At 73.0% G+C, this 25,666-nt stretch carries 18 protein-coding genes; 9 read left to right on the plus strand and 9 right to left on the minus strand.

The features are described 5' to 3' along the window. The first annotated feature begins 13 nt into the window (after window positions 1-13). Window positions 14-1,165 carry a hypothetical protein gene (locus ER308_RS14560; RefSeq protein ID WP_131155654.1) on the plus strand — a complete coding sequence of 384 codons (1,152 nt, stop codon included), beginning with the start codon at window positions 14-16 and terminating at the stop codon, window positions 1,163-1,165. Continuing rightward, the gene (locus tag ER308_RS14565; RefSeq protein WP_131155655.1) at window positions 1,162-2,694 is read left to right on the plus strand and encodes a phytoene desaturase family protein; all 1,533 of its coding nucleotides are present in this window, start codon (window positions 1,162-1,164) and stop codon (window positions 2,692-2,694) included. Before ER308_RS14560 ends, ER308_RS14565 begins: the two co-directional genes overlap by 4 nt. A gap of 259 nt (window positions 2,695-2,953) precedes the next feature. Here ER308_RS14565 and ER308_RS14570 read toward each other — a convergent pair whose 3' ends face one another. After that, window positions 2,954-3,982: a Gmad2 immunoglobulin-like domain-containing protein gene (locus ER308_RS14570; protein WP_131155656.1), complete on the minus strand. Its 1,029-nt coding sequence runs from the start codon at window positions 3,980-3,982 to the stop codon at window positions 2,954-2,956. Window positions 3,983-4,129: 147 nt separating this feature from the next. Between ER308_RS14570 and ER308_RS14575 the strand changes: the two genes are divergently transcribed. Further along, window positions 4,130-5,740 (plus strand): carboxyl transferase domain-containing protein, encoded by a 1,611-nt coding sequence (locus ER308_RS14575; RefSeq protein ID WP_131155657.1) that lies wholly within the window; start codon window positions 4,130-4,132, stop codon window positions 5,738-5,740. Between the two features lie 218 nt (window positions 5,741-5,958). Beyond that, window positions 5,959-7,638, plus strand: a complete 1,680-nt coding sequence (locus tag ER308_RS14580) for a glycerol-3-phosphate dehydrogenase/oxidase (protein WP_131155658.1) — start codon at window positions 5,959-5,961, stop codon at window positions 7,636-7,638. A 112-nt stretch (window positions 7,639-7,750) separates the two neighbouring features. On the opposite strand, the gene ER308_RS14585 is transcribed toward ER308_RS14580, so the two are convergent. Then, on the minus strand, window positions 7,751-8,443 hold the full coding sequence (locus ER308_RS14585; protein ID WP_131155659.1) for a lysophospholipid acyltransferase family protein: 693 nt from the start codon (window positions 8,441-8,443) through the stop codon (window positions 7,751-7,753). 120 nt (window positions 8,444-8,563) lie between these two features. Between ER308_RS14585 and pgsA the strand changes: the two genes are divergently transcribed. Beyond that, the gene (gene pgsA / locus ER308_RS14590) at window positions 8,564-9,193 is read left to right on the plus strand and encodes a CDP-diacylglycerol--glycerol-3-phosphate 3-phosphatidyltransferase (RefSeq protein ID WP_165492114.1); all 630 of its coding nucleotides are present in this window, start codon (window positions 8,564-8,566) and stop codon (window positions 9,191-9,193) included. A gap of 1 nt (window position 9,194) precedes the next feature. Next, complete coding sequence (locus ER308_RS14595; RefSeq protein WP_131155661.1) at window positions 9,195-10,214, plus strand: NAD-dependent epimerase/dehydratase family protein; 1,020 nt, start codon at window positions 9,195-9,197, stop codon at window positions 10,212-10,214. A 112-nt stretch (window positions 10,215-10,326) separates the two neighbouring features. Here the strand turns inward: ER308_RS14595 and ptsP are convergent, their stop codons facing one another. The 7 genes from ptsP to ER308_RS14630 all read right to left on the minus strand — a co-directional run bounded on the left by ptsP (window position 10,327) and on the right by ER308_RS14630 (window position 21,191). Next, entirely contained in the window at window positions 10,327-12,789 is a 2,463-nt protein-coding gene (gene ptsP, locus ER308_RS14600) for a phosphoenolpyruvate--protein phosphotransferase (protein WP_131155662.1), read from the minus strand. Window positions 12,790-12,933: 144 nt separating this feature from the next. Continuing rightward, window positions 12,934-14,028 (minus strand): DUF7973 family transport facilitator, encoded by a 1,095-nt coding sequence (locus ER308_RS14605; protein WP_131155663.1) that lies wholly within the window; start codon window positions 14,026-14,028, stop codon window positions 12,934-12,936. 191 nt (window positions 14,029-14,219) lie between these two features. Further along, complete coding sequence (gene glpK / locus ER308_RS14610; RefSeq protein ID WP_131155664.1) at window positions 14,220-15,731, minus strand: glycerol kinase GlpK; 1,512 nt, start codon at window positions 15,729-15,731, stop codon at window positions 14,220-14,222. A gap of 119 nt (window positions 15,732-15,850) precedes the next feature. Beyond that, a complete protein-coding gene (gene dhaL / locus ER308_RS14615) occupies window positions 15,851-16,492 on the minus strand; it encodes a dihydroxyacetone kinase subunit DhaL (RefSeq protein WP_131155665.1) in 642 nt (213 codons plus the stop codon). A gap of 10 nt (window positions 16,493-16,502) precedes the next feature. Beyond that, window positions 16,503-17,507: a dihydroxyacetone kinase subunit DhaK gene (dhaK, locus tag ER308_RS14620; RefSeq protein WP_131155666.1), complete on the minus strand. Its 1,005-nt coding sequence runs from the start codon at window positions 17,505-17,507 to the stop codon at window positions 16,503-16,505. A 73-nt stretch (window positions 17,508-17,580) separates the two neighbouring features. Beyond that, complete coding sequence (locus ER308_RS14625) at window positions 17,581-18,342, minus strand: MIP/aquaporin family protein (RefSeq protein WP_131155521.1); 762 nt, start codon at window positions 18,340-18,342, stop codon at window positions 17,581-17,583. A gap of 515 nt (window positions 18,343-18,857) precedes the next feature. Then, window positions 18,858-21,191 (minus strand): putative bifunctional diguanylate cyclase/phosphodiesterase, encoded by a 2,334-nt coding sequence (locus ER308_RS14630; protein WP_131155667.1) that lies wholly within the window; start codon window positions 21,189-21,191, stop codon window positions 18,858-18,860. A gap of 109 nt (window positions 21,192-21,300) precedes the next feature. Here ER308_RS14630 and ER308_RS14635 point away from each other — a divergent pair, with 109 nt between their 5' ends. Genes ER308_RS14635 through ER308_RS14645 form a run of 3 tightly spaced genes read left to right on the plus strand, consistent with a single transcriptional unit; the run spans window position 21,301 to window position 25,657 of the window. Beyond that, on the plus strand, window positions 21,301-22,191 hold the full coding sequence (locus ER308_RS14635) for an enoyl-CoA hydratase-related protein (RefSeq protein WP_131155668.1): 891 nt from the start codon (window positions 21,301-21,303) through the stop codon (window positions 22,189-22,191). After that, window positions 22,188-24,284 carry an acetyl/propionyl/methylcrotonyl-CoA carboxylase subunit alpha gene (locus ER308_RS14640; protein WP_240731820.1) on the plus strand — a complete coding sequence of 699 codons (2,097 nt, stop codon included), beginning with the start codon at window positions 22,188-22,190 and terminating at the stop codon, window positions 24,282-24,284. Before ER308_RS14635 ends, ER308_RS14640 begins: the two co-directional genes overlap by 4 nt. Beyond that, window positions 24,281-25,657, plus strand: coding sequence for a cytochrome P450 (locus tag ER308_RS14645; protein WP_131155669.1), 1,377 nt, complete (start codon window positions 24,281-24,283; stop codon window positions 25,655-25,657). The genes ER308_RS14640 and ER308_RS14645 overlap by 4 nt, the downstream gene beginning before the upstream one ends. Window positions 25,658-25,666: the final 9 nt, after the last annotated feature.

Below are 25,666 nucleotides of genomic sequence, written 5' to 3' on the forward strand. Positions count from 1 at the left end.
GAGGGGAACTCGCATGGGCGACAGGATGTCCGGGGTGGGCCGGGGGGCGGTGCGGCTGCTCGCGGTGGCGGGCGGCATCGCGCTCGCCCGGCGGGTCACCCGCTCCTCGCAATGGCAGTTCGCGAAGCTCGGCGGCTGGTCCATCGCGGGTCCGACCGCGGCGGGCTGGGCGACCGACTTCCTGAACGCCGCCTACTTCCGCCGGCCGCCCGGATTGCGCGACGTCGACGATCTGCGGCTGGCGTTCGCCATCCTGACGACGCGTTGGCACCGTCTCGCACGACCGCTGCACGCCGGGGATGTGGCCGCGTTCCATCACGCGTTCGGGGTGGACCGCTTCCTCGACACGACGACGTCGGGGCGCGGGGCGCTCGATCGCAGCCAGCTGCTGGAGGGGGCCGCTCGGCTGCACGGCGACTGGTTCCCCGAGGCCTACGCCGACGACGAGCGCCGCGCCTGGGGGATCGTCTTCGCGACCACCGGGGAACGCGCGGCGTACCGCCCCGAGGACCGGCTACGCCACGCCCGCGTCGGGCCGCTCAGCCCTCCCGTCGCACCCGCGACCGAGCAGACCTGGCACACCTATCCCCCCGTGGAGGTGCCGGACACGGACGCGACACTCGGCGCTTTGCTGCGCCCCGAGACGTGGCCGGACTACGCGAGTGAGATCGGCCGCTTCACCCCGCTGCGCAGTGGTGGGCTGGAGGGGCAGACCTTCGAGATCGAGGTCACCGGGCACCCGACGAGCCGAACCCCGGTCTTCCTGCGGGCGTACGTCACCGTGACGCGCCTCGTGAGCCGCGATGACGGTCGTGCCCTCGACGAGTACGTCGCGGAGCTGAACGACGGGCTGCGGCGCTTCGGTCGGGACGAGCCCCCCGCCGTACCCGAGGGGGGTGAGCCGGTCGCGGCGTTCGATCTGACCACCCACGAGGGGCACTTCCTGGGCAACGCGCGCAACCGCCTCCTGTTGTTCGAGCACGACGGGCGCTCGTACCTGCGGGCGGCGGGCACGTGGGATCCGCTGCGCTGGGACCTCGCCCAACTCTACGAGCGGGTCGGTTACGCGGCCCAACCGGCGATGTGGGGTGGCAGCGTGCCGGAGGAGTCGATGCTCCACCAGATCGGTGAGCGGGTCGCCGCGCAGCTCGGGGGGCCGCGGTGAGCCGCGCGACGCCGCGCGCCGTCGTCGTCGGGGGCGGCCAGAACGGGCTGTCGGCCGCCTGCACGCTGGCCGGCAAGGGCTGGGACGTCACGGTGCTCGAGCGCGCCGGCGAGCTCGGCGGCGCGGTCAAGACCCGCGAGCTCACCCTCCCCGGCTTCCACCACGACGTCTACTCGGCCGTGTACCCCGCGGCCGCAGCGAGCCCCGTGTTCCGCCGCTGGCCGCTGGAGCGGCACGGGTTGCGGTTCGTGCACCCGATCGTGGCGGCGGCGCATCCGCTGGACGACGGCAGCGCGCCCGCGTTGCATCGCTCGCTCGCCGACACGCGGGCGAGCCTCGACGGCTTCGGCGACGGCGACGGGCGCCGCTGGGCGGAGGCGATGGGGCCGCTCGTCGCGCGCTTCGACGCCCTGCGGGGGGTGATGCTGGGCGGGTTCCCACCGATCGCGGGAGGTGCGAAGCTGCTGGCTCGGCTCAAGCTCTCGGGCACGCTCGAGTTCGCGCGGCTCCTGCTCATGCCGGCCAGCGGGCTCGCCGACGACCTGTTCGAGAGCGACGCCGCGCGGGCGTGGCTGTACGGCTCGGCGCTGCACGGCGACGCGGGGCCGCACAGCGCCGGCAGCGCGATCGCGGGGGCGTACCTGAACCTGATGGGGCACGCGGTCGGGTGGCCGAGCCCCGAGGGGGGAGCGGCCCGGCTCGTCGACGCGCTCGTCTCCTACCTGCGCGAGCTCGGCGGGACCACGCGTTGCGACGCGCCGGTCGAGCGGGTCGTCGCCCAGGGCGGCCGCGCCGTCGGGGTGGAGCTCGCGGACGGCGAGCGCATCGCCGCGGACGCGGTCGTGTGCGATCTCAACCCCCATGGGCTCGCCCGCGTCGCCGGGGACATCCTGCCGCAGGCGACGCTGAGGAAGTACCGCCGTTTCCGCTACGGACCCGGGACGCTCAAGGTCGACTGGGCGCTCGACGGTCCGATCCCGTGGGCGGCCCCGGAGGCCCGCCAGGCCGGCACGATCCATGTGGGTGGCAGCGCCGCCGAGATCGCTCGCGCGGTCGCGGAGGTCGAGTTGGGCGAGTGGCCCGAACGGCCGTTCCTGCTCGCGGGGAGTCAGACGGTGGCCGACCCCACCCGGGCGCCGGCCGGCAAGCACACCGCGTGGGCCTACACGCACACGCCCGGGTACGGCAGCGCGGGCCAGGTGGAGGAGCAGGTCGCGCGGCTCGAGGCACAGATGGAGCGCTTCGCGCCCGGCTTCTCGTCGCGCGTGCTCGGCCGCCACGTGCAGTCGCCGCGGGACATCGAGGCCGGCACCCCGAACCTCGTCGCCGGCGACGTCGGCGCCGGCAGCCACGCCCTCGACCAGGTGGTCTTCCGCCCCGTGCCCTCGCTGTCTCCCTACCGGACCGGCGTGCGGGGTCTGTACCTCGGCAGCGCCTCGGCCTTCCCGGGGGGCGCGGTGCACGGGGTGGCCGGCCACGCCGCCGCGAGGGCGGCCATCACCGACCGCAGGGTGCGCCGGGTCGGCTGAGCGCCGGGTCATCCCTGACCGCAGTGTGCGCCGGGTCGGCTGAGCGCCGGGTTATCCATCGACGGCCGCCACCGAGAGCGTGCGCTGAATGGGCGCGCAATCTCGCGGTGCAGTTGCCCGCGCCCACGCGGGTCACCGTACATCGAGTTTGTGCGCTGAATGCACGCGCCTGAGGCGTGGTGCGGTTACCCGCGCGGACGCGGGCAACCGCACGGTGCGGTGGGCGCCGGGGTGCGGCGAGCGCACGGTGCGGCCGCCGCTACTCCTCGACCTGGACGGCGATCTCGGCGGTGTACTGCGCTCGGTCGGCCTCCCCGTCCGACGGGTCCGGCGACCGCACCACCAGCGTCCACTCGCCCGGCTCGTCGAGCGGCCGGTCCATCTGGTGCGCGAACGGTCCGCGTTGGTCCATCCCGGGCTGGTCGGCGGTGGTGAACGACTCCTCGACCGTCTCGCCCGAGGGGTCCCGCAGCTCGAACTGCACGTTCGACTCGAACGTGAGCGACGTACCGGACACCTCGAGGACGCTCCCGGTCGCGTAGGTGTCGCCGTAGTTCGGCGTCTCCACGTCCACGTCCGCGCGCATGAAGGGGTCGGGCGCGATCGGTTCGCTCCAGTCGAGGTGGCCCCACAGCTCGTCGATCGGGTCCCCCTCGACCTGCAGGCTCACGGCATCGACGCTGTCGAACTGGGCTCCCGCGTGCGCGAGTGCCTGCGCGAACGCCCCCTCGTGGGCGGCGCCGCCCGGAGAGCCGTCCCGGACCTCCTCGGTGAGGTTCACCGTCAGCACGCCGTCATCGATGCTGGCGCCGAGCACCTCGGGGGAGGACTCGAGCGGGCGGGTGAGGCCCGGGTCGGCGGGCTCGGCGTCGAGCATCGCCTCGATCGAGGCCGTGGCCACCGCCTCGGTGGGCTCGGTCGTGGTCTGCACCGACTCGACGAAGTAGTCGCCGTCGATCTCCCGGAGGGCGAAGGTCGTCACCGATTGGCTCTCGCCGTCGCCGTCGCCGTCGTTCCCCTCATCCGCCTCGGCGGCGTCGACGTCCTCGTCGTCGGCCTCGTCCTCGGCCTCCTCTTCGTCCACCTCCTCCGGCTCCTCGTCGGCCTCGTCCTCCTCGTCGGTCTCGTCGGTCTCGTCGGCGTCATCCGAGTCGTCCGGATCGGGCTCCTCCTCCTCACCGGAGTCGTCGGGCTCCCCCTCGAGCGTGGTCTCGTCCTCAGCGTCACTACAGGCAGCCAGCGCGAGTAGCAGCAGGCCCGCAAGGGCGACGCGCAACAGCGTGCGCACGGTTGGCCTCCTCAGGTTCGGGGGTGTCGCGACCCACCATCGGGGTCGTTCGTGATGCGGTTGGCTCGCCCCCTTTGACGCGTGAGCCGTCGGCTGCGTTCCGACCGACCCGAGTAGCCTGCCGCCGTCCGACGAGGAGCACAGCGCATGAGCACCGTACTGGGGACCGGGGCGAACCCGCACGACGAGACGTTCCGCGCCCACGAGGCAGCCCACACCGAGCTGGTCGCCGATCTGCGTGCCCGCTTGGCGGCCACGGCCGAGGGAGGGGGCGAGCGGGCCCGGGAGCGGCACACCTCCCGGGGCAAGCTGTTGCCCCGCGACCGCGTCGATCGGCTGGTCGATCCTGGCAGCGCGTTCCTGGAGCTGAGCCCGCTGGCCGCGCTAGGGATGTACGACGACGAGACACCGGCCGCGGGCATCGTGACCGGCGTCGGTCGCGTGTGCGGACGCTCGGTCGTGATCGTCGCGAACGACGCCACCGTCAAGGGCGGCTCCTACTATCCGGAGACGGTCAAGAAGCATCTGCGCGCGCAGGAGGTCGCGCGGGCCAACCGCCTGCCGTGCATCTACCTGGTCGACTCGGGCGGGGCCTACCTGCCGCGCCAGGACGAGGTCTTCCCCGACCGCGACCACTTCGGCCGGATCTTCCGCAACCAGGCGCAGCTGTCGGAGATGGGCGTCCCGCAGATCGCGGCCGTGCTCGGTTCGTGCACCGCCGGCGGCGCCTACGTGCCCGCGATGAGCGACGAGACGGTCATCGTCGCCGAGCAGGGCACCATCTTCCTGGGTGGCCCGCCGCTGGTGAAGGCCGCGACCGGCGAGGAGGTCTCCGCCGAGGAGCTGGGTGGGGGCGACGTGCACACTCGCGTGTCCGGTGTCGCCGATCACCTCGCCACCGACGACGCGCACGCGCTCGAGATCGTCCGGTCGATCGTCGCGACCTTGCCCGAGCCGGGACCGCCGCCGTGGGACGTCGCCGACCCGGAGCCGCCCGCGGTCGACGCGGCCGAGCTCTACGGGGTGGTGCCGACCGACCCGCGCACCCCCTACGAGGTCCGCGAGGTGATCGCGCGGCTGGTGGACGGCAGCCGCCTGCACGAGTTCAAGCCGCGGTACGGGTCGACGCTCGTGACCGGTTTCGCGCACATCTGGGGCCATCCGGTCGGCATCGTCGCGAACAACGGGATCCTGTTCAGCGAGTCCGCGCTCAAGGGGGCGCACTTCATCCAGCTGTGCGACCGGCGCGCGGTGCCGCTGCTGTTCCTGCAGAACATCAGCGGCTTCATGGTCGGACGCGAGTACGAGGCCGGGGGCATCGCCAAGGACGGCGCGAAGATGGTCACGGCCGTCGCGTGCGCCCGGGTGCCCAAGCTCACGGTCCTGATCGGCGGGTCCTACGGCGCGGGCAACTACGCGATGTGCGGGCGGGCGTACGACCCGCGGTTCCTCTTCACGTGGCCGAACGCCCGGATCAGCGTGATGGGCGGCGAGCAGGCGGCGAACGTCCTCGCGACGGTTCGTCGTGACCAGCTCGAGGCGCGGGGGGAGGCCTGGCCGGCCGAGGACGAGGAGGCCTTCAAGCAGCCGATCCGCGAGCAGTACGAGACGCAGGGCCACCCGTACTACGCGACGGCGCGGCTGTGGGACGACGGCGTGATCGACCCGCTCGACACCCGTCGGGTGCTCGGGCTGTCGCTCTCGGCCGTGGCGGGTGCGCCGCTCGACGACCTCGGCTACGGGGTCTTCCGCATGTGACGGGGCTCCCCGCCGCCCGCCCGGCGGAGAGCGGGCGGCGTGAAGGTGGCAGGCGGCGTGAAGGTGGCAGGCGGCGTGAAGGTGGCGGGCGGCGTGAAGGTGGCGGGTGGCCCCCGCCGTCGGCCGCCGAGTACGGGGCGCCGCGCGAGCAGATGTCCCGTGACCCGGGGTGTCCGAACGGGCAGACTGGCACTCCGAGTCGACCGTCAGGAGCCCGCATGCTGCCCATCGCCAAGCTCGGCCCGAGCGAACGTGCCGACGCGCTCGATCGTCTGGACAGCGAGGACTTCGACGTCCTCGTGATCGGCGGCGGTGTCACGGGCGCTGGATCCGCGCTCGACGCGGCGAGCCGGGGACTGCGCACCGCGCTCATCGAGCGTGAGGACTTCGCGGCGGGCACCTCGTCGGCGTCGACGAAGCTGATCCACGGCGGGCTGCGCTACCTGGAGAAACTGGACTTCGGGCTGGTGCAGGAGGCGCTCACCGAGCGGGCACGCATGCTGGAGGAGCTCTGCCCGCACCTCGTGCACCCGGTCCCGTTCCTGTACCCCCTGACCGGCCGGGCCTGGGAGCGCGCGTACGTGGGGGCGGGCGTGCTCCTCTACGACACCATCGGGACGGGCAAGCGCGGCGTGCCGGTGCACAAGCACCTGAGCCGCACGGGCGCGCTCCGGTTGGCTCCCGACCTGCGGGAGGACGCCCTCGTCGGCGCGATCCGCTACTACGACGCGCAGGTCGACGACGCGCGCCACACGGCGATGCTCGCCCGGACGGCAGCCCATCACGGGGCCCTGGTCACCACCCACGTGGAGGCGACGGACCTCACGAAGCAGGGCGGATGCGTCACGGGCGCGGTGGCCACCGACACCGAGAGCGGCCGGGAGGTCCGGATCACCGCGCGCCGGATCGTCAACGCGACCGGTCCGTGGACCGACGAGGTCCAGAACATGGCGGGGCAGGCACAGGTGAAGGTGCGCCCCTCGAAGGGCGTTCACTTCCTCGTCCCCCGGGAGCGTCTCGACCTCGGCGTCGGGCTGATCATGCGGACGGAGAAGAGCGTGCTCTTCGTCGTCCCGTGGGGGAACCGGTGGATCATCGGGACGACCGACACCGACTGGGACGAGAGCGTCGACGACGTCGTCGCGACCCAGGCCGACCTCGACTACCTGCTCGACCGCCTCAACCCGATGCTGCGTCACCCGCTGACCAAGGCCGACATCACGGGGGTCTACGCGGGGCTGCGACCGTTGCTCGCCGCGACGGAAGGGTCCACCGCGGAGCTGTCGCGTGAGCACTCGGTGCTGGAGTCGACGCCCGGGCTCATCTCGATCGGTGGTGGGAAGTACACCACGTACCGGGTCATGGCCGAGGACGCGGTCGATCGTGCCGTGGAAGGGCTCGATCGGGAGGTGCCGCCCTCGCCGACTCGTCACCTGCCCCTGCTCGGTGCGATCGGATACGAGGCCGCGGTGGCCGATCGTGAGCGCATCGCTCGGCAGGCCGGTGTTCATGTCGCCTGGATCGACCACCTGCTCGCGCGCTACGGGGACCTCTACGAGGAGGTTCTCGCCCTGGGGGAGGAGCGGCCGCACCTAATGCAGCCGCTCGAGGGCGCGCCCTCGTACCTGGGGGTCGAGGTCGCCTACGCCGCGAGCCACGAGGGAGCCCGTGACCTCTTCGATGCCCTGGAGCGCCGCACCCGGGTGCGCATCGAGGTTGCCGACCGGGGGCTCGCCGCCGCCGAGCCGGCCGCCGCGATCCTCGCCGACGTGCTCGACTGGGACGACGAGACGCGCAAGGACGCGATCGACGCCTACCGCAAGGCGGTGGAGGCCGACCGTGCGGCCGAGCAGGCGTCCACCGATCAGGAAGCGGTCGCGGCTCGTCACCCGGGCTGATCAGGAAGCGGTTGCGGCTCGTCACCCGGGCTGACCAGGAAGCGGTCGCGGCTCGTCACCCGGGCTGATCAGGAAGCGGTCGCGGCTGGGCGCAGCGAGTGGAGCGCCGGTCTCAGGGTTCGGCACGTCCGGCCTCGGCGGCGAGGAGCTCGAGCCGTTCGCGGAGTTCCGTCGTGAGCGCGCGATAGTCGTCGTCGGTGCGAGGTGGGATCGGCTCGCCGAAGTACACGTGCACACGGTGGGGCGTCGGCCACTTGCTGCCCTTGCCGTGCGACTCGTGGGTGCCGGTCAGGTAGACCGGCACGATCGGCAGCCCGTACTGGATCGACATCGCTGCCGTGCCGTGTTTGAGTCGTCCCATCCGGCCGTCGCGTGTGCGCGTGCCCTCCGGGAACAGCAGGATGCTCCACCCGTCGGCGACCATGCCGTTGATCTGCTCGCGCGTGTGCTCGCTGATGCCGCTGCGTTCGATGGGGATGGTGGCGAAGCACAGGCACACGAACCAGCCGGTGAATCGATTCTTGAAGAAGTAGTCGGCCGCGGCCACCACGCCCGTGCGGCCCCGCAGCGGGCGTGGGAGGCTCTGCAGGATGATCGGGGTGTCGAGGTGGCTCGCGTGGTTGCTGGCGACCAGCACCGGCCCCTGGAGCCCCTTGAGTCGGTCGCGCCCGTGTGCCCGCGGTGCGTTGTGCAGGAAGATGAGAAAGCGCATGAGCCCCAACGCGACGATCATGCGTCCCACCCGCGCGAGCGGGCGCCGTGCCCACGATGAGTCGTACTGCAGTTCTTCGTCCGTGCTCGCCACGTTCCCTCGCTGGTTCGCGCTGCGCGCCTGAGGCTGGGAGCAGGCATGATACGGGCCGTGTCGACGCTGTCACGGCGTCGGGGTCCCACGATGTCGCCGAGCTGGAGGATGGTGCCGACCGTGCGAGCCCGAGGGGCGGTCGTCGCGCTGACACAACTCACGGTCGCGCGGATCGTGGCCGTGCCGCTCATCATGGCGTTGTTGCTGGTCGGGCCCGACAACCCCACCATGCGCTGGTCGGCCTTCGGTCTGTTCGTGGCCGCGGCGGTCACCGACTTCCTGGACGGCTACCTCGCTCGTCGGTGGCAGGTGACGAGCGACCTCGGGTCGTTCCTCGACACGACGGCCGACAAGCTGCTCACCGCGGGCGTGCTGATCGCCCTCGTCGAGATCGGCCGCGCCTGGTCCTGGATCGTGGTGATCATCGTCGCGCGCGAGCTCGTCGTGATGGGGCTGCGCGGCCTCGTCGCCTCGACCGGGGCGGTCATGCCCCCGTCGGTGTGGGGCAAGCTGAAGACCAACGTGCAGTTCATCGCGATCGCGCTGGCGATCGTGCGGCCCGGCGAGGCGTTCGTCGCGGGCCTCTACGCCGACGAGGTCGTCATGCTCGTGGCCGGGTTCGTGACGTTCATGAGCGGCGCGGAGTACCTCGTCCGGTTCCGATGGCTGTTCCGGCTGGACGCCGGGCCCGGCGACGAGGACGACACGTCGTCGGGCAGCAGACAGCACCACGACGGAGGGGAGTCCTGACATGCGCGTGTTCGTGACCGGCGGCAGCGGTGTCGTGGGGCGCGACCTCATCGCCCGGCTCGTCGCCGATGGTCGCGAGGTGGTGGCCTTGGCCCGTTCGGACGCGGCGAGCGCCGAGCTCGAGGGCCTGGGTGCGGCCCGTAGCGTCCGCGGCGATCTGTTCGACCGCGAGGCCCTCGCCGAGGGGATGGCGGGTTGCGAGGTCGTCTACCACGTCGCGGGGGTCAACGCGATGTGCGTCGCCGACCCGCGCCCGATGTTCCGTACCAACATCGAGGGGTCGCGTCGCGTCGTGCGCGCGGCCGCGGACGCCGGGGTCCGTCGCCTGGTCCACACGAGCTCGGCGGCCGCGATCGGCGAGGCGCGGGGCACCGTCGGCAGCGAGGAGAGCCTGCACCGCGGCACGTACCTCTCGCGGTACGAGCAGTCCAAACACCGAGCGGAGCAGGCCGTGTGGAAGGCCGCTGCGGGCACCGAGCTGGAGGTCGTCGCGGTGCTGCCCTCGTCGGTCCAGGGCCCCGGGCGGGGCGGCGGTACCGCCAAGATCCTGCTCGATTTCGTGAACGGCACGCTCCCGGCGGTCATCGACAGCCGGCTGTCGATCGTGGACATCCGCGACTGCGCGGCGGGTCACGTCCTCGCCGAGCTGCACGGCAAGGCCGGCGAGCGGTACGTCCTGAACGGGGCCACGATGACCGTGCGGGAGGGCCTCGGGGTGTTGAGCGAGGTGACCGGCGTGGACACGAGGGTGCGGTCGTTGCCGGGACCGGTCGCCAGCGGGGCCGCCGCGGCCGCGGCCGCCGTGGCGCGGGTCCGCCGCCGCGAGCCCCGGTTCTGCCCCGAGATGGTCCGCACGCTGCGGCACGGCCACGCCTACGACGGGTCGAAGGCGGCCCGCGAGCTCGGCCTCGAGTACACCCCGGTCGCCGAGACCCTCGAGCGCACGATCCGCTGGTTCGCCGAGCAGCGCATGATCACGCGCGATCTGCCGGGCCTCGGGATCCGCGCCGCCGACGGGTAGGTGGCCTTGCGGGACGGGCTGACCCCTGCTGCGTTCCGTTCCGCGACCTAGTCGGCGCGCCGACGCCGCTGCTCCGGGAGGTCGTCGTCTTCGGCGACCGGACGTGGCGGGGTCAGTCGGCCGGAACGGTGAGCAGGCGCTGCTTCACGTCGGCGATCGCGCCGGGCGCCATGGACAGCTCGCGGACGCCGAGGTCCACGAGCCCGGCGGCGTACTCGGGCTCGCCGGCCATCTCGCCGCACACCCCGACCCACACGCCCCGTGCGCGGGCGGCCTCGCAGAGCCAGCCGATCAGTCGGGCGATGGCCGGGTGATCGGGTTGGGCGAGGGGGGCCACCTCGGTCACCGTCCGATCCGCGGCCATGGTGTAGGCGGCCAGGTCGTTCGAGCCGACGCTCACGAAGTCCAGGCCGTCGAGGAGGTCCTCCGGCGCGACCGCGGCGGCCGGCACCTCCACCATGATGCCCACGGCCTCGGGCTCCCCGTAGGGCACGCCCTCGCGCGCGAGCGAGTCGCGGGCGGCGTCGACCGCCTCCCGGGCCCGGGCCACCTCGTCGGCGGTGGTCACCATCGGGAACATCACCCGCAGCCGCCGTCCCGTGGCCACCCGCAGGATCGCTCGGAGTTGCGTGTGGAACAGCTCCGGCCGCGCGAGGGAGAGGCGGAGCCCCCGCACGCCGAGGAACCCGTTGCGGACCGGGTCGAGGTCCAGCGCCGGCATGGGCTTGTCACCCCCCGCGTCGAGCGTCCGGACGGTGACGGGCCGTCCGGCCAGCGCGTCGACCACCGCGGTGAGCCGGTCGACCTGCTCGTCCTCGCTGGGCAGGTCGGCGCGCTCGCTGAACAGGAACTCGGTCCGCAGCAGGCCGATGGCCTCCGCGCCCGCGTCGACCGCTGCTCGGGCCTCGGCCGGCGTGCTCGCGTTCGCGGCGAGCTCGACCCGCTCGCCGGCCGCCGTGTGGACAGGACGGCCGGCGAGCTCGCGCGCCTGCTCCCGGCGTTGCGCCTCGGTGTCCCGCTCCGCACGGGCGGCCTCGAGCGCGGCCTCGTCCGGGTCCACGAGCAGTGTGCCCGCCCGACCGTCGAGGACCAGCGTGGCGCCCTCGGCGACGGCGGGCACGTCGGGGCCGAGGCCGAGCACCAGGGGCAGGTCGAGGTTGCGGGCCAGGATCGCGGCGTGCGCGGTGCGCGACCCCCGGGCGAGTGCCAGGCCGGCAGCGCCGGCCTCCACGAGGGCGGGCACCTGACTCGGCAGGACGTCGGTGGCGACGACCACCGCGCCGGGGGGCACGTCCAACCCCGGCGCCGCGCCGCCCCGGAGCGCCGCGAGGACCCGCAGCCCCACGTCGCGGACATCGGCTGCGCGCGCGGCGGCGAACTCGCCCGGCAGCGCGGCCAACGTGCTCGCTTGCCCCTCGAACGCATCGCGCCACGCGGCACCGGCGCTCGCCCCGGACCGGATGCGCTGGACCGCCTCCTCCCGCAGCGCGGGGTCGTCCAGCAGGGCGCGGTGGGCGGCGAAGATGTCGCCTCCCTCGGAGGCCAGCGCCTCGCTGACGACCTCGAGAGCGCCGTCGAGCCGCGCTTCCTCGTGCGCGGGATCGTCCGCCGGTTGCTCGTCGACGGTGACCTCGGCCTGACGCAGCGGGGCGGCCGGCCCGATCACGATCCCGGGCACCGCACCGGTGCCGCGCAACGTCCCGGTGGGGCTACCTTCGGTGGGGCGTCCCGGATCGGCGGCGGCGCGGGCTCCGTCGCCGACCGCTGGGCCCTCGGCGGCGGTGGGCACGCCCTCGCCCGGACGCTGGGCGAAGGTGGGGCGGGCCCCGTCGGTCTCCTCGGCCCCGTCGGTCTCCCCGAACCCGTCGGCGATCAGTGCGCGCAGCGAGTCGACGGCCTCCTCGGCGCCCTCGCCCCACCCCTCGATCGCCAGCGGCGTGCCGCGCGCTGTGCCGAGCGCGACGAGCCGGAGCATGCTCGTGGCCTCCGCGTGGTCGCCGGAGTCGAGGCGGCGGATGCGCAACCGCGCCGAGCTGCGCTGGGCGGCCTGGGCCAGATGGCTGGCCGGGCGGGCGTGCAGGCCGTGCGCGTTCGTGACGGTGACCTCGGCGGCGGCGTCGGGGTGGCCGTCGGGCGCGGTCTCCGCCACCGACGTGCCGGTCGCCGGGTCCACGGCCGCTGCGTCCGGATCGTCGGTCCCGCTCGCCTGGCGCGCGGCGACCTCCACCGTGTCGAGATCGGCACCGCCGGCGGCGGTCGTGGCGGCCGCCAGGGAACCCTCGGCGAGCGGTGCGTCGACCAGCCGCACGCGTGCCGGCTGATCCGGGTCGAGGAACTCGATCGCCTGCTCCGCCGTCATCGTGGCGCTGCCGAGGTCGGTGAGGATCACCGCGCCGTCGCCGCTGTCGGCTTCCTCGATCGCGGTCATGATCCGCTGGAACGAGGTACCGATGCCACCCTCGTCGTCCCCGCCGGCGGGCACGACCGCGACGCCTCCGGCCATCTGCCCGGCGAGCTCCACCACGCCACGCGCGAGCAGGTCGCTGTGGCTGGCCACCACGATTCCGACGTTCATCGGCCACCTCCTTGGGAGGGCCAAGTATCGCGTGCCGGGCGGCACGCGACGACTCGAGCGCTGCTCGTGCCCTCCTCAGGCGCTCGACACGCCCGTGGAGGAGGTGGCCGCGGGGCGGCTGCCGTGAGCTCCGACGGCTCGCGGTCAGGTCGGCACGGGCACGAACCCCGCCGACGGGAAGAGCCCGATCAGGTGCAGGACGGCGATGAGCAACGTCGTGAGCACGATGCTCGTCGCGGGGGGATCCCAGTGCGTGTCGCCGTGCATGAAGAGCACGCGCTGGACCAGTTCCCCGAGAAGCCCGCCGATGAGGCCGAACAGCGCGCCGATCAGCACGGCCTCGAGCAGGAGCACCTCGCCCTGGACCGCGCTGATCTGCGGCGCGTCGTTGAACCCTCCGTAGGCCGCGACCGCGGTGGAGGCGGGCAGGGTGACGTGGTGGGTGACCGGGACCGGGACCTGTGGGATGCGGAAGTCCTCGGTGAACCCGAGGGTCAGGAAGATCAACGTGCCCGCGCTGAAGCCGAACGCGAGGAACATGCTCCCGGTCCAGTAGAAGGTCAGACCGGCGAGCGCGCCGAACGCCAGGCTGATGACCGCGACGTTACCCCATTTGTAGAACCACGGGAGCCAGGGCTCGACGTCCAGCCGATCGGCCGGCTTGCCGCCCTCCCCGTCCGTTTCACGGGTGTCGCCCCGTTCGAAGGGGGAGACGTCGAGCAGGTGCCGGGCGCGGACCTCGCCGACGACGGGGTACCGCAGCACGAGGCGGTGCGCCAGCGCGGACACGACGACGCCGAACGCGATCGGGTCCCACGGCAGCGCCAGCAGGTCGGAGACGTAGAAGACGGCGAACCCGAGGATCCCGAAGGCCCCGCCGAGCAGCAGGACGTCGAGGTGCTTGCCGCCGAAGGCGATCAGGATGTTCTTGCCCTTGTGCAGCGCCCAGTTCCCGCCGAACCCCGCACCCATGTAGCCGCGCTTCGCGGCGTAGGCGGTGGCCGCCGCGCCGGCGGCGAAGGTGATGTGCGGGCCGAAGAAGGCGCCGAACGCGATCTCGAACGTGTAGCCGGGCAGCTCCACGTCGCCGAGGTTGATGGCGGCGATCCGGACCGCCTCACCCGCCATGATCGCCAACCCCATGAAGGAGAAGGCGGGCAGCGCGCCGAGCGCCGCGCCGAGCACACCCCCGGCGAACGCTGCGATGACGAGGGCCACGAGGTCGACGATCGGGTCCATCGGATCCCCCTTTGAGCGCCGGGCAATGGCCACGCCCCTGTACCCACCGATGGCCGGACGATGCCAGCCCCGTGGAGACTGCACCAGAGGGGGCGTGCCACAGTGGCCGTCCCGCAGGGGGGCTCGACCGGCCCGGACACGCCGAAGGCCGCCCCGCGGGGCGGCCTCCGTCGTGCGGTCAGCGGGTGGTGCTAGCTGACATCGACCCAGTCGAAGGTGCGCTCGACGGCCTTCTTCCAGCCGGCGTAGCCCTCCTGACGCTTGGCGTCGTCCCACTGCGGCTCCCACCGCTTGTCCTCGAGCCAGTTCTGGCGCATCTCGTCCTTGTTGCTCCAGAACCCGACGGCCAGGCCTGCCGCGTAGGCCGAGCCGAGCGCGGTCGTCTCGGCGACCTGCGGACGCGCGACCGGCACGCCGAGGATGTCGGCCTGCATCTGCATGAGGTGGTCGTTGACCACCGCGCCGCCGTCGACCTTGAGGAACTCGAGCTCCACGCCCGAGTCCTTATACATCGCGTCGGCGACCTCCTTGGACTGCCAGCAGATCGACTCGAGCGTCGCCCGGACGATGTGCGCCTTGGTGTGGTAGCGGGCGAGGCCGACCATCGCGCCGCGGGCATCGGAGCGCCAGTACGGCGCGAACAGCCCGCTGAAGGCCGGCACGAAGTACATGCCGCCAGCGTCGTCGACCTGCTTGGACAGGGCCTCGGTCTCGGCAGCGTCGGTGATGAGGCCGAGCTGGTCGCGCAGCCACTGCACCGCCGAGCCAGTGACCGCGATCGCCCCTTCGAGGCAGTACACGGCCGGCTCGTCACCGAACTTGTACCCCAGGGTCGTGAGCAGGCCCGACTTGGACCGCACGATCTCGTTGCCGGTGTTGAGCAGGAAGAAGTTGCCGGTGCCGTAGGTGTTCTTGCCCTCCCCGGGAGTGAACGCGACCTGTCCGACGACCGCGCCCTGCTGGTCGCCGAGCATCCCGGCGATGGGGACCTCGGCGCCGACCGGGCCACCGGCCACGGTGTGCGCGTAGACCTTCGAGCTGGACTTGATCTCGGGCAGCATCCGCCGGGGGATGCCAAAGAAGCCCAGCAGCTCGTCGTCCCAGTCGAGGGTCTCGAGGTTCATCAGCATCGTGCGGCTGGCGTTGGTGACGTCGGTCATGTGCACGCCGCCGTTGACGCCCCCGGAGAGGTTCCACAGCACCCAGGTGTCGATGGTGCCGAAGATCGCCTGGCCGTTCTCGGCCTTCTCGCGCAGCCCGTCGACGTTCTCGAGCAGCCACTGGACCTTGCCGGCGGCGAAGTACGTCGCGGGCGGCAAGCCGGCCTTCTGCCGGATCACGTCGCCCTTGCCCTCGCGCTCCAGGGCGCTGGCGATCCGGTCGGTGCGGGTGTCCTGCCACACGATCGCGTTGTGGTGGGGCTGTCCGGTGTTCGGGTCCCATACGACCGTGGTCTCGCGCTGGTTGGTGATCCCGATGGCTTCGAGGTCACTGCCCTTCAATCCCCCGCGCTGCAGTGCCTGCTCGATCACCGTGCGGCTGCGCTCCCAGATCTCGATCGGGTCGTGCTCGACCCAGCCCGCCTTGGGCAGGATCTGCTCGTGCTCGAGTTGAGCCTTGGCGACCTCCTCGCCCGAATGGTTGAAGATCATGAACCGCGTGCTCGTCGTCCCCTGGTCGATGGCGCCTACGTAACCGGCCACTTCCGCCTCCTCGTCATCAGGTCGTCGTTCGGCTGGCGGCAGCCACGCACCGTTCCGTCGAGGGGGCGCCCGCTGCCGGGGGCGCCCCTCAACGTGCTGTTCGATCTCGGCGAGCCGGGTCAGTCGTCCGCGTGCGCCCGCGCGGTGTCGGCGAGCGCACGGAACAGCAGCGCCGTGGAGGTCGCCCCGGGATCCTGGTGCCCGGCGCTGCGCTCCCCGAGATAGCTGGCGCGCCCCTTGCGGGCGACCAGCGGGATGGTGTCGGCCATGCCTGCTTCGGCCGCCTCCGCGGCCCGGTCGAGCGCGTCCGGACACGAGGCGCCCTCGTCCAGGGCGGCCTCCAGCGCCTCGATCCCCGGGCGCCACGCATCGAGGATCGTCTTGTCGCCGACCTCGGCCTTGCCCCGCTGGATCACCCCTTGCTCGCCGGCGACGAGCGCGGCGAGCACCGCGGGGCCGTCGAGCTGCTCGTGCTCGCCCAACGCCGCGGACGCCCGCAGGAACGCGGTCCCGTACAAGGGACCGGCAGCCCCCCCGACCTTGCTGACGAGCGCCATCGCCACGGCCTTGAGGACCGCGTCCGCACCGGCATCGTCGTCGGGGAGCTGGGTCAGTGCTGCCTGGAACCCACGGTCGAGGTTCTCGCCGTGGTCCGCGTCGCCGATCGCGCTGTCCAGCTTGGTCAGCTCGCTCTTGTGCTCGTGCACCACCTCGGCGTAGTGGCGCACGAACGCGAGCGCGGCCTCCGTCGGTCCTGCCAATTCGGTCCTCCTAGACGCCCCAGCGCAGTCCCGGGGTGTTGACGGGCGCGTCCCACAGACGCACGCGGTCGTCGTCGAGCTTGAGCAGCGTGAGCGAGCAGCCGGCCATCTCCAGCGAGGTGATGTAGTCACCGACGAGGTTGCGCACGACCGTGATGCCCCGATCGGCGAGCAGCTGGGCGGCCCGCCGGTAGACGATGTAGAGCTCGATCAGCGGGGTCCCGCCCATGCCGTTCACGAACAGCAGGACGTCGTCGCCCGAGCCGAACGGCAGGTCCTCGAGGATCGGGTTCAGCAGCCGCTCCACGACCGCGTCGGCTGACTCGAGCTTCATCCGCTCCCGGCCGGGCTCGCCGTGGATGCCGATGCCGATCTCCATCTCGTCCTCGGCCAGCGAGAACGTCGGCTCGCCGGCGTGCGGCACGGTGCAGGAGGTCAGCGCCATCCCCATCGAGCGGACGTCCCCGTTCAGCGCGCTGGCGAGGGTCGCCAGCTGGTCGAGGCCGCGTCCCTCGTCGGCGGCGGCGCCGACGAGCTTCTCGATCAGCACGGTGCCGCCGACGCCGCGGCGGCCCGCGGTGAACGAGGAGTCCTGGACCGCGACGTCGTCGTCGATGACCACGCCCTTGACCTGGGTGGTCCCTTCGGCCTCGGCGAGCTCACCGGCCATCTCGAAGTTCGCGACGTCGCCGGTGTAGTTCTTGATCAGCTGCAACACGCCCTTGCCGCTGTCCACCGCTTTTGTGGCGGGCTGCACCTGGTCGGGGGTGGGGGAGGTGAACACCGGTCCGGGGACGGCCGCATCGAGCATGCCCGGGCCGACGAAGCCGCCGTGCAAGGGCTCGTGGCCGCTGCCCCCGCCCGAGACGATTCCCACCTTCCCGGGGATCGGGGCATCGTTGCGGACCAGCCAGTTGGGGTCGTAGTGGACCGTGAGCCGATCGCCGTGGGCGAGCTGGATGCCCTCCAGTGCCTCGGTCACCACGTCCTGGGGATCGTTGATCAGCTTCTTCACCGCGAGGCCTTTCCTTGTGCTGGCACGAACTCGTCCGCGGTCAGGCCACGATGCCTGACCGCGGACGCTGGGTCTAGATGAAGAGGGGTTCGACGGCCAGGAAGGCCAGGCCGGCGATGACCGCGCCGAGCAGGGGGCCGACCACGGGCACCCAGCTGTAGGCCCAGTCGCTGGTGCCTTTGCCGGGGATGGGCAGCAGGGCGTGCATGATGCGGGGGCCGAGGTCGCGGGCGGGGTTGATGGCGTAGCCGGTGGGCCCGCCCAGGGACAGGCCGATGGAGAACACCAGGAAGCCCACGATCAGCGGCCAGGTGCCCAGGGTCCATTGTTGGGCGAGTTGGTCGCCGGCTTGGCCGGTGAGGAACTCGCCGCCGGAGACCACGATCATGAGGATGCCGAACACCAGCATGAACGTGCCGATGACCTCGGTGACGGTGTTCCAGGCGTAGTTGCGGATCTCGGGGCCGGTGCAGAACACGGCGAGCTTGAGGCCGGGGTCCTCGGTGGCGTCGAAGTGTTTCTGGTAGGCCAGCCACACCAGCAGCGCGCCGATCATGGCGCCGATGAGTTGGGCGATGAGGTAGGGGGCGACGTCGACCCAGGGGAACACGCCGGCCACGGCTTGGCCGACGGTGACCGCGGGGTTGATGTGGGCGCCGGAGATCCAGCCCACCGAGTACACGGCCATGGCCACGGCGAATCCCCAGCCGGCGGTGATGACGATCCAGCCGCCGCCTTCGCCTTTGTTCTTGCGGAGCACGACGTTGGCCACGACGCCGTCACCCAACAGGATGAGGATCGCCGTGCCGATGATCTCTGCGACGTATACCTCCATGAACGACCCGCCTCCTCGACTCGAGCGAGCTGTCATCGGACGACCGCTCGCGGCCTACTACGGCCGGTGCACCGTGGATCACGGAGCTCCGGGAAACCAGCGTCAATCGGGCGCGGCGGAGGCGGTGAAACGGGGTGCCCCCGGGATGCCCGGGTGGTTGGATCGTCGTCGGAACGGCACGGGGCGGGGCGGTGTCTGCGAGCGCCTCGCGAGCGTCGCTGGGAAGATTACCCCCCGTGGTAAACCTGGTTGCGGGGCGAAGGGCCCGTCCGCACAGTGCCGACCGGTCCTTGAGCCGGGGAGGGCGGGGGACCGGACGGACGCGTCTCGTGGCGCTAGACCCCGCCTGACACAGCAAGTGTGGTCCGACTGTTCGAGTGTTCCGGGGTGACTCGTGGTGGGGTGACATTAGCCCAGACACAAATATGGTGTCAATACCTTGATGTCCTGGTGTGTCACATTCCTGTGGGTCCGTGAGGCGCGTGGATGGAGGCGGGCTCGCGGGCGCGACGCCTTCAGGGCGTTGGACTCCCGGGAGGCTCGCTCGCGGTGGGGGCCCGGTGGCTCGGGTCGCGGGGAGGGCGCGCCACGGCTGCGGCGATGCGCTCCTCGACCGTTCGGGAATCCGCGGCGGTGGCGAAATGGTCGCCCTGGACGAGCTGGCAGCCGAGCTCGCGCAGCGCGGCCGCCTGACCGGGCCGGTCCACGCCGTCGGCGACGACCTCGAGGCCGAGCGACCGTGACAGCCCCAGGGTCGCGGCGACGATCGCGTGGCTGTCGCCGGGCTGGTCGAGGGTCGCGATGAAGCTGCGGTCGACCTTGAGCACGTCGATCGGCACGCGCGTGAGGTAGGCGAGGGAGGACCAGCCGGCCCCGAAGTCGTCGACGGCGAGCATGACGCCGAGCCGCTTGAGGGCGCGCAGACCATCGACGGTCGCGGGCGTGTCGTCGAGCAACGCGTGCTCGCTGATCTCGAGGCAGAGGCGGTCGGGGGGCAGCCCGGACTCGGCGAGCACCTGGGCGACCGCGTCGGCGAGCCCCCCGTCGCGCAGCTGTGGCCGGGTGATCCGTACGGCCAGCGCGAGGTCGGCGCGCTGCCCGTGGTGTTCGCGCCAGGAGGCGACCTGCCGGCACGCGGTCGCCAGCACGTAGCGGCCCAGGGTGTCCACCAGCGCGGTCTCCTCCGCGAGACCGAGCAGCTCTTCGGCGGGCAGTTCGCCGCGCTCGGGGTGCGGCCACACCGGGATGGCCGCGACCGCATCGAGGCGGCCGCCGGTCAGCTCCACGCGGGGCTGGTATCGCACCTCGACCGCCGACTCGGCGATGGCGTCCGCGAACTCGGTCTCCAGCTGTTGGCGGCGCTCGGTCTGCGCGCGGAGGCTCTCGTCGAAGATCTCGACGCGGTCACGGCCGAGCTCCTTGGCCCGGTACATCGCCGTGTCGGCCTCCTCGAGGAGGGCGTCGGCGTTGGCGCGAGGGTCGTCGAAGACCGTGAGGCCCACGCTCACCGACACGTTCGCGATCAGGCCCTCGACCTCGTACGGCTCGCTGAGCGCCTGCTGGAGGCGCTCAGCGATCACCATGACGTCGGCGCGCGACTCGAGGTCGGTGCAGAGGACGACGAACTCGTCGCCGCCCATGCGCGACACCGTGTCGTGCGCGCGCACGGCGGCGCGCAGACGGTCGGCCGCCTGCCGCAGCAGCTCGTCGCCCGTGGCGTGGCCGAGCGTGTCGTTGACGTCCTTGAACTGGTCGAGGTCACAGAACAGCAGCGCGGCGGTGTGCCGGTCCCGGTCGATGCGGGCGAGCGCCTGGGCGAGGTGCGCACGCAGCAGCGTGCGGTTCGCGAGGCCGGTGAGCTCGTCGTGCAGGGCCTGCCGCTGCAGGCGCTCCCGTTCGGTCAGGTCGCGGAACGTCGCGACGATGCCGGTGACGACGCCTTTGTCCCAGAGCACCGTGGCGCCGCACTCGACGGGCACGTCCCGGCCGTCGCGACGGCGCAGGGCGAGGCCGCCCGTGGGGACGCCGCGCCCCGCGCGCACCGTCGTGCAGACGGGGCAGGGTTGCCCCTCCGGCGCGACGTGGCCGAGCGCCTCGTGGTGGTCGCGGCCGACGAGCCGTTCCGGGCGCTCGCCGACGAGCTTGGCGAGCGCCGCGTTCGCGAACGTGATGCGGCCCTGCGGGTCGACGCCGTGGACGCCGTCGGCGGTCGCGTCGAGCACGAGGTCGGCGCGGGCGCGGTCGCGCTCGCCGAGCCGCCAGGCGAGGATCGAGGCGACGTTCGCGGCGCCGAGGAACAGCAGGTACAGGACGACGGTGCGTCCGGGCGCGTCGGCCGAGGCGGGGTCGGCGAACAGCCGCTGCGGGACGACCGTGCCGAGGACGAGGTGGTGCAACGCGATCGCACCGCTGGCGGCGAGAAAGGGCAGCCAGTCCTGGTACAGCGAGACCACCGCGAGCATCACGAACACGTGCAGGTGCACCTCGCTCAAGCCACCGGTGATGTGCACGAGATACGCGGAGCAGGCGATGAGGCCGATCGCGACCGCTCCCGTGCGCACGGCGCGACGCAGCCGCTCGATCAGGGCGATGGTCGTGGCCGAGGCGACCACGATCCAGAAGACGATCGCCGCCCCGGTGGTGCCCTCGCTAGCGAGGTGCTGCCACGTGATCGCCGATCCGGCGAGCTCCGCGGTGACCACCAGTGCCGCGGCCTGCACCGCGAGTAGTAGGGTCAGCCCTCGGTGCCGGCGGCTCCAGACGTCGTCGGGCAGGCGGCCGCCCTCGGGTAGTGGCCGGGTGAGCACTGCCCGCAGCCGCTGCAGCGTGGCGCCGACATCGACAGGCATGCCTTTTCTCTCGGCCTACGGGGAGTGATTCCTTAGGACTAGTTACGACCCAGCGTGATTTGTTCGGCGATCGGGCGGTGCTCGAGGAGCGATGGCAGGATGCGCGCGCATGAGCACGTCATCCGGCAACCCGCCACCGCACCACGGCCCGGCCTCGGGCCCCGGTCAGTCCGCGGGCGACGACCCAGGCGCCAGTGGTCCGCTCGCGGTGGAGCTCGACCGGCGCGGGGTGGCGACGCTGACGCTGTCTCGCCCCGAGGTCCGCAACGCCTTCGACGGGTCGCTGGTCGCGGCGCTCGCCGACTCGGCCGCGCGTCTCACGCCCGATGACGGGGTGCGGGTGGCGGTGTTGACCGGGGCCGGCACCGCCTTCAGCGCCGGTGCGGACCTGGAGACGATGCGCGCGATGCGCGACGCCGACCCCGGCGAGAACCTCGCCGACGCCCGCGCGCTCGAGTCGATGCTCCACACGCTCGACACCGTGCCCGTTCCGGTGGTGGGACGGATCAACGGGCCCGCGATCGGTGGGGGCGTGGGCCTGGTGGCCTGCTGCGACGTCGCGGTCGCGGCCTCCTCCGCAGTGTTCGCGTTCAGCGAGGTGCGGCTGGGTCTCGCGCCGGCCGTGATCGCCCCGTTCGTGGTCGCGAAGACCGGTCCCGCCTTCGCGCGAGCCGCCTTCGTGACCGGCGGGCGCTTCGATGCGGCTCGTGCGCGGGAGGTGGGGCTGGTCCACGAGGTCGTCCCCGACGACGAGGGCGCGGACGGGCTCGACGAGCGGGTCGCGGCCGTGGTCGGGCAGTGCCTGCGGGCGGGTCCGCGGGCCGTGGCCGAGGTCAAGCGCTTGCCCGAGCGCGTGCAGGGTCCGCGCGAGGAGGTTCGCGAGCGCACCGCGGCGCTGATCGCGCGGCTGCGCACGAGCGAGGAGGGCCAGGAGGGCATCGCCGCGTTCCTGGAGCGCCGGGCGCCTTCGTGGGTGCCCGAGGAGGAGCCGGGACGGTGAGCGAGGGCATACGCGCCGTGCTGGTCGCCAATCGCGGCGAGATCGCCTGCCGGATCCTCGCGACCGTGAGGCGGCTGGGCCTGCGCGGGATCGCCGTCTACAGCGACGAGGACGCACAAGCCGCGCACGTCGCGACCGCCGACGAGGCGCACTGGCTCGGTGACGCCCGGGCGTACCTGGATGCCGAGCGCATCGTGGCGGTCGCGCGTGCCGCCGGTGCCGACGCGATCCACCCCGGATACGGCTTCCTCGCCGAGGACGCGGCCTTCGCGGGGGCGGTGTCCGCCGCTGGCGTGGGATGGATCGGGCCCCCGCCCGAGGCGATCGCCGCGATGGGGGACAAGATCGCCGCCAAGCGTGCCGCGGAACGGGCCGGTGTCCCCGTGGTGCCCGGGGTCCACGAGCCGGGGCTCGACGACGCCGGCCTGCGAAAGGCCGCCGGGGAGGTGGGCTTCCCCCTGCTCGTGAAGGCCGCCGCCGGGGGAGGCGGGCGCGGGATGCGGGTGGTCGACGACCCCGACGCCCTCGAGACGGGCGTGTTCGACGACGCGGTCGCGGCCGCGCGGCGGGAGGCGTCCGCGGCGTTCGGGTCCGACGCGCTGCTGCTGGAACGCCTCATCGAGCGGCCGCGCCACATCGAGGTGCAGGTCCTCGCCGACCGGGACGGTGGCGTGGCGGCGGTCGGCGACCGGGAGTGCAGCCTGCAGCGGCGCCACCAGAAGATCGTCGAGGAAGCGCCCGCGCCCGGCCTCGATGCCACCCGCGCGGCGATGGCCGATGCGGCGGTGGCCGTCGCGCGTGCTTGTGGCTACGAGGGGGCGGGAACGGTCGAGTTCGTTCGCTCGGGCGTGGACGGGGCCTGGTACTTCCTCGAGATGAACACCCGCCTGCAGGTCGAGCACCCTGTCACCGAGCTCGTGACCGGCGTCGACCTGGTCGCCTGGCAGCTGTGGATCGTGGAGGGCGCACGGATCGATCCCGCCCTCGACCGGCCCGAGCCGCGCGGCCATGCGGTCGAGGCGCGGGTCACCGCCGAGGACCCCGCCCACGGGTTCCTGCCCACCGGCGGGCGGATCACCGGGCTCGTGTGGCCCGAGGCCGCGTCGGGGCGGGCGCCGCACGAGATCGTGTCGGGGCGGGCGCCGCACGAGGTCGTGTCGGGGCGGGCGCCGCACGAGGCGGGGCCGGACGGGGTGCGCGTCGACGCGGGCGTGCGGGCCGGCGACGTCGTGTCGACCGCGTACGACTCGCTGCTCGGGAAGGTCATCGCCCACGGCGCGACACGCGAGCAGGCCCTCGACCGCCTCGACCGGGCCCTCGCCGGCACCCGCATCCTGGGCGTCGAGACGAGCGTGGGCTATCTGCGACGGCTGCTGGCGCACCCCCGGGTGCGGGCCGGCGATCTCGACACGGGGTTGCTGGCCGCCGCGCCCGAACTCGCCGCGCAGCCGCTGGACTCCGGCGCTCTCGTCGCCGCGTCACTGGGACGGCTGGCCACCCTCGAGCGGGCGGCCGGCGGCGACCCGTTCGGCGCCGACGGGTGGCGGGTCGGGGTCCCTGCGCCGATCCGCTGGCGGGCGCACAGCGGGGACCGCGTGGTCGACGTGGCCGTCCGGGGCTCCACGCGGGACGCGTCGGTCGTCCTCGACGAGGCCCCCGCCCACCGCGCCCGTCTCGTCGAGGCGTGCGAGTTCGCGGGCGTCGGGGCGCGGGAGCTGCTCGCCGAGGTCGACGGCCGGGCGCGGCGCTACGGGTTCCACGCCGACGACGACGAGGTGTGGATCGAGCTCGACGGGGCTGCATGGCGCGTGTCGTGGGTGGGGGAGCTCGCGGCCGCTCGCGGCGACGAGGGCGGCGAGGCCGTGGGACCGTTGCTCGCGCCCATGCCCGGCACGGTGACCGCCGTCCGCGCCGAGGCCGGGGCCGTGGTGGGTCGCGGTGACCCGGTCGTCGTCGTGGAGGCCATGAAGATGGAGCACGCCGTGCCTGCTCCCGTGGACGGCGTCGTGGCCGAGCTGCGGGTGAGGAACGGCGACCACGTCGCGATGGGACAGGTCCTCGCCGTGGTGGAACCGCGCGAGGAGGCCGGGTGACTGCCGACGTCGACGACCCGCAGGCGCTGCTGCTCAGCCTGCTCGACCCCGCCGTGCGGGCGGACCCGTACTCGGTCTACGCGCGGCTGCGCGAGGCGGGGCCGGTCGTCGGGCCGATGGGCATCGTGGTCGTGTCGGGTTATGCCGACATCGACCGGCTGCTGCGTGGCGGCGAGGTCTCCTCGGACTACCGCACCTCGGCGGTGTTCCGCGACTGGCTCGCCGAGCAGGGCGCGGACGTGGGCATGTGGCTCGCCGACGACACGCAGCCGTTCCTCCTGCGGGACCCACCGGACCACACGCGGTTGCGGCGACTGGTCAGCAAGGCGTTCACGCCACGGGCGGTCGCGTCCCTGCGCCCGCGGATCGTCGAGCTCGTGGACGGCTTGCTCGACCGTGCGCTCGCCCGGGCGCGGGCCGGGGAGCCGGTGGGCGCTGCTGACCGATCGCCGGATGCCGCTGAGGGGTCGCCGGACGCGCCTGCGGCCGCGGCTGAGGGGTCGCCGGACGCGGCTGCGGCCGCGGTGCCGTCGGGCGCCATCGAGCTCGTCGACGAGCTGGCGTACCCGCTGCCGGTGACGGTCATCAGCGAGCTCCTCGGTGTTCCTGCCGAGGATGAGCATCAGTTGCGGGGCTGGTCGCGTCACCTCGCCCGGTCGATCGACCCGCCGTTCCTCCTCTCGCCCGAGGACCGGCGCGCGTCCTGGGACGCGATCGACGAGTTCCACGAGTACCTGCGCGAGCGGATCGCCGAGCGTCGGGCGCACCCCCGCGACGACCTCCTGAGCGCGCTCGTGCAGGCCCGCGACGGCGGCGACGCGCTCACCGAGGACGAGCTCCTGGGAACCTGCGTGCTGTTGCTCGCCGCCGGGCACGAGACGACCGTGAACCTGATCGCGAACGGGACCCTCGCGCTCCTGCGTCACCCCGAGGCGCGGGCGTGGCACGCCGCCGACCCGGAGCAGCGCAGCCTCGCGGTCGTGGAGGAGACACTGCGTCACGATCCCCCGGTGCAGCTGCGCGACCGGGTCGCGGCCAGTGACCTCGACCTCCACGGGGTGGGGATCGAGGCGGGACGGACGCTGTTGCTCCTGCTCGCGGCCGGCAACCGGGATCCCCGCCGGTTCCCCGACCCGGAGGCGTTCGCTCCCTGGCGCGGCTCGCACGGCCGGGGCGATCCCGGCCACCTGGGGTTCGGTGCGGGCATCCACTACTGCCTGGGTGCACCGCTCGCGCGGCTCGAGGGGGAGGTCACCTTCACCGCGATCGCGCGCCGGTTGGGCGAGGCCCGGCTCCCCGACGTGGAGCTGGTGTACCGCCCGAGTGTCGCCCTGCGGGGCCTGGAGGCCCTGCCGGTGCAGCCGTCCTCCTGAACCGCGACC

This window comes from Egibacter rhizosphaerae (assembly GCF_004322855.1).
In the GTDB taxonomy this organism is placed as follows: Bacteria; Actinomycetota; Nitriliruptoria; order Euzebyales; family Egibacteraceae; genus Egibacter; species Egibacter rhizosphaerae.